General features: G+C 75.3%; 4 protein-coding genes. 3 read left to right on the top strand and 1 reads right to left on the bottom strand.

Annotated elements, in window-relative coordinates:
• The coding region (locus tag G3I42_RS30865; RefSeq protein WP_164291016.1) for a pseudouridine synthase at window positions 1-930 on the top strand (930 nt) is incomplete at its 5' end.
• A 156-nt stretch (window positions 931-1,086) separates the two neighbouring features.
• The gene (locus G3I42_RS30860) at window positions 1,087-2,148 is read left to right on the top strand and encodes an ADP-ribosylglycohydrolase family protein (RefSeq protein WP_164291015.1); all 1,062 of its coding nucleotides are present in this window, start codon (window positions 1,087-1,089) and stop codon (window positions 2,146-2,148) included.
• 35 nt (window positions 2,149-2,183) lie between these two features.
• Here G3I42_RS30860 and G3I42_RS30855 read toward each other — a convergent pair whose 3' ends face one another.
• The gene (locus G3I42_RS30855; RefSeq protein WP_164291014.1) at window positions 2,184-2,909 is read right to left on the bottom strand and encodes a nucleotidyltransferase domain-containing protein; all 726 of its coding nucleotides are present in this window, start codon (window positions 2,907-2,909) and stop codon (window positions 2,184-2,186) included.
• A gap of 143 nt (window positions 2,910-3,052) precedes the next feature.
• Here G3I42_RS30855 and G3I42_RS30850 point away from each other — a divergent pair.
• On the top strand, window positions 3,053-4,139 hold a 1,087-nt coding region (locus G3I42_RS30850), incomplete at its 3' end, for a prephenate dehydrogenase (protein WP_164291013.1).

The raw sequence follows: 4,139 nt of genomic DNA, 5'->3' as shown, positions 1-4,139 counted from the left end.
ACCCGTTCCGGCGCCCGCGGGGACTCCGCGCGCGGCGGTGCCAAGGGCGGGCCCAAGCGCGGCACGAAGGACGGGCCGGGCGCGCGCCGCCCCCGTACCGCCGCCGCCCGGCCGCGCGAGCTGGACGCGAAGCTGGAGGAGCGCAACCGCGAGCGGTACGCCGAGAAGGACTCCCGGCCGAGGCCCCCGAAGACGTTCCCCGGCGCCGAGCAGGAGGGTGAGCGCCTGCAGAAGGTCCTCGCGCGCGCCGGTTACGGCTCGCGGCGGGCCTGCGAGGAGCTGATCGAGCAGGCGCGCGTCGAGGTCAACGGCGAGATCGTCCTGGAGCAGGGCCTGCGCGTGAAGCCGAGCGACGAGATCAAGGTCGACGGGCTCACGGTCGCCACGCAGTCGTACCAGTTCTTCTCGCTCAACAAGCCCGCGGGCGTCGTCGCCACGATGGAGGACCCCGAGGGCCGCCAGAACCTGGGCGACTACGTCAACAACCGCGAGACCCGGCTCTTCCACGTCGGCCGTCTCGACACCGAGACCGAGGGCGTCATCCTCCTCACCAACCACGGTGAGCTGGCCCACCGCCTGACCCACCCCCGCTACGGCGTGCGCAAGACGTACCTCGCACACATCGTCGGGCCGATCCCGCGTGACCTGGGCAAGCGGCTCAAGGACGGCATCGAGCTGGAGGACGGCTGGGCGCGCGCCGACCACTTCCGGGTCGTCGAGCAGACCGGCAAGAACTACCTCGTCGAGGTGACGCTGCACGAGGGCCGCAAGCACATCGTGCGCCGCATGCTCGCCGAGGCGGGCTTCCCCGTCGACAAGCTCGTGCGGACCGCCTTCGGGCCGATCACGCTCGGGGACCAGAAGTCCGGCTGGCTGCGACGGCTGAGCAACACCGAGGTCGGGATGCTCATGCGCGAGGTCGATCTGTAGGACGGCTTGGACGGAGGGGCGGTGGGCCGGTGCGGCCTGCCGCCTCTCCGGCGTTCCCGGCGGTGTCCATGGGAGCGGCCGGACGTCCACGAGTGCGGCCGGGCTCGCGCACGGGGCTTGTGCACGACCCCCCGCCCCCTTATCGTCAGTCTGACGATGAGTGATGAGACGACGTACGAGACGACGACCGCCCCCGCCCGTGACGACCGCCCCGCCACCGGCGCCCTCCTTGGCCTCGCGCTGGGCGACGCGCTCGGCTTCCCGACCGAGTTCAACGACGTGCCGGGCATCCTCGCGAAGTGCGGCCCCTGGCGCGAGATGGACCTGCCCCGGCCCACCGCCTGGATCTCCGACGACACGCAAATGACCCTCGCCCTCGCCCGCGGCCTGGAGACCGCCGCCGGGCGCGGCACCCTGGCCCCGCTGCGCTGCGAGCGTCCGGTGCGCGAGGAGTTCGTGAACTGGTACCAGTCGCCCGACAACAACCGCGCCCCGGGCAACACGTGCCTGCGCGCCTGCCTCGTCCTCAAGGACGCCTCCGCGCCCTGGCAGCAGGCCAGCCAGACGCACTCCAAGGGCTGCGGCGCCAACATGCGGGTCGCGCCCGCCGCGCTGCTGCCCGGACTCGGCCGCGAGACCCGTTCCGCGCTCGCCCAGTGGCAGGCCGCGCTCACCCACGGCCACCCCACCGCGCTCGCCGCGAGCGACCTGACCGCGCACACGATCCGGCTGCTCGCGGACGGCACGGAGCCCGGGGCGCTGCTCCCCGCGCTGCGCGCCTACGCCGAGGAGCGCCGCACGACGTACCACGGGGCGTGGCTCGGGGACCTGTGGCGCCGGGCGGGCGAGCCCTCGCCCGGCCGTTACGCCGCGCGCGGCTGGGACGAGTGCCTGGAGGTCATCGCGCGCGTCGAGGCCGCGCCGCGCGACCCCGAGCGGGACCCCTGCGAGCTGACCGGGGACGGGTGGGTCGCCGAGGAGGCCTTCGCCACCGCGCTGCTGTGCTTCCTGCTCTTCCCCGGCGATCCGCTCCTCGTGCTGCGGCGGGCGGCGTGCACGCGCGGCGACTCGGACTCGCTCGCCTGCGTCGCGGGGGCCTTCGCCGGCGCGTACGCGGGCGAGGCGGCGTGGCCGGGGGAGTGGGTGGAACGGGTGGAGCACCGCGACGAGCTGCGCGCGCTCGGGCACCGGTGGGACGGGGCGGCGCCGCGGGGCTGAGGCCGACGGCTCGGCGGGGCCCGTCGTACGGACGGTCACCCCAGGGCGGAGGCGCGCCTGACCCGGACGAGGAAGTCCTCCACACGGGCGTGGTCGGGCTCTGCCGGGAGCCGGGCGTGGGCCGCCTTCGCCTCCGTCTCGGCGAGAAGCCGCTCGGTGCGGCCCGACCAGGACTCCCACGTCGTCTCGCCGTGCCGGACGGCGAGCAGTTCCTCGCGGTACGGGGTCATGTCGACCACGTACCTGCCCGTGCGCAGCAGCTCGCGGGCCGTGAGCAGCAGGCGCAGCAGGTGCATCGCGTGCTTCCAGCGCGGCGCGCCGTGGCCGCGCAGGTCGGCGGCGAGCTTGCGGCCCTGGCTGTGCGCGTAGCGCGTCAGCGTGTCGACGACCGTGCGCGACAAGAACGCGTCCCGCAGCGCGAGCAGTTCGGCGCCGACCGGCTCGACGCCGAGGACGAGCGGGGAGTTCAGCGCCTCGATGACGTTCGGGTCGCCGCGCAGCGCGAGCGCGCAGGCGCGCTCCAGCTCCCAGCTCAGTTGCTCGCGCGCGGGCCCCGGGACGTGCGTGGGCGGTTTCTCGAAGCGCCAGAAGTCGGGCGTGGGCGCGAGGAAGATCCCGCGCAGGTCGGTGTCGCTCGCCGGGGTCGCGAGGCCCTGGGCGCGCGAGCCGGTGACGCAGGCGTAGACGGTGTGCTCGCGGACATAGCGGGTGCCGTCGGGGGCGGGGTCCGTGGGGGCGCGGACGGGTTCGGCGGGACTCATCCCGGGAGCGTAGGACGCGGGGGCGGTGGCCGCCCGTCAATTTCGGCGCGGGGCGCCCCGCCGGGTGACTACCCTGATCAGGGGCCGCGCTCCGGCCCCCGTACGCCCCCGTCCCCGCCCGTGACCGCGCAAGGAACCACCCTGTGAGAACCGCACTCGTCGTCGGCACCGGACTCATCGGTACCTCGCTCGCCCTCGCCCTGACCCGGCGGGGCGTGAGCGTGCACCTGGCCGACCAGGACACCGACGCGGCCCGGACCGCGGCCTCGCTCGGCGCGGGGACGACCGAGCCGCCCGCGGGGACGGTCGACCTCGCGATCGTCGCCGTGCCGCCCGCCTACGTCGCCGGGACCCTCGCGGAACTCCTGCGCGAGGACGCCGCGCACGGCTACCTCGACGTCGCGAGCGTCAAGAGCGGCCCGCGCCGCGAGCTGGAAGCCCTCGGCACGGACCCCGGGCGGCTGCGCCGCTACCTCGGCACCCACCCCATGGCGGGCCGGGAGCGCTCCGGGCCGCTCGCCGCGACCGCCGAGCTGTTCGAGGGCAGCCCCTGGGTCCTCACCCCGGCCCGCGACACCGACACCGAGGTCCTCAACCAGGCGCTGGAACTCGTCGCGCACTGCCGCGCCGTGCCCGTCGTCATGGACGGCGGCGCGCACGACAGCGCCGTGGCGCTCGTCTCGCACATGCCGCAGCTCATGTCCACGCTCGTCGCCGCGCGCCTGGAGCACGCCGACGACACCGCGGTCCGGCTCTGCGGGCAGGGCATCAGGGACGTCACCCGCATCGCCGGCTCCGATCCCGCGATGTGGATCGACATCCTCTCGGCCAACCCCGGCCCCGTCGCCGACCTGCTCGACGCGATCGGCGAGGACCTCGGCGAGGCGGTACGGGTCCTGCGCCTGCTGGAGTCCGCCGATCCCGCCAAGCGCACCGAGGGCGCCCAGGGCGTCGAGCGGCTGCTGCGGCGCGGCAACGCGGGCCGCGCCCGCGTCCCCGGCAAGCACGGCAGCACCCCGGCCGCCTACGAGGTCATCGCCGTCCTCATCAGCGACCGGCCCGGCGAGCTGGCCCGCATCTTCGCCGACGCGGGGCGTGCCGGGGTGAACATCGAGGACGTGCGCATGGAGCACGCCACCGGGCAGCAGGCGGGCCTCGTGCAGCTCTCCGTGGCCCCGGAGGCCGCGCCGGGGCTCGCGGCGGCGCTGCGGGAGCGGGGCTGGTCGCTGC

Source organism: Streptomyces sp. SID11385, from assembly GCF_010548245.1.
In the GTDB taxonomy this organism is placed as follows: Bacteria; Actinomycetota; Actinomycetes; order Streptomycetales; family Streptomycetaceae; genus Streptomyces.
This window is presented reverse-complemented; position numbering and strand designations above follow the sequence as displayed.

What these genes read in the sequence shown, in the direction of transcription:
- G3I42_RS30860 (WP_164291015.1), top strand. Translation starts at nt 1,087, where the DNA reads ATGAGTGATGAGACGACGTACGAGACGACGACCGCCCCCGCCCGTGAC.
- G3I42_RS30855 (WP_164291014.1), bottom strand. Translation starts at nt 2,909, where the DNA reads ATGAGTCCCGCCGAACCCGTCCGCGCCCCCACGGACCCCGCCCCCGAC.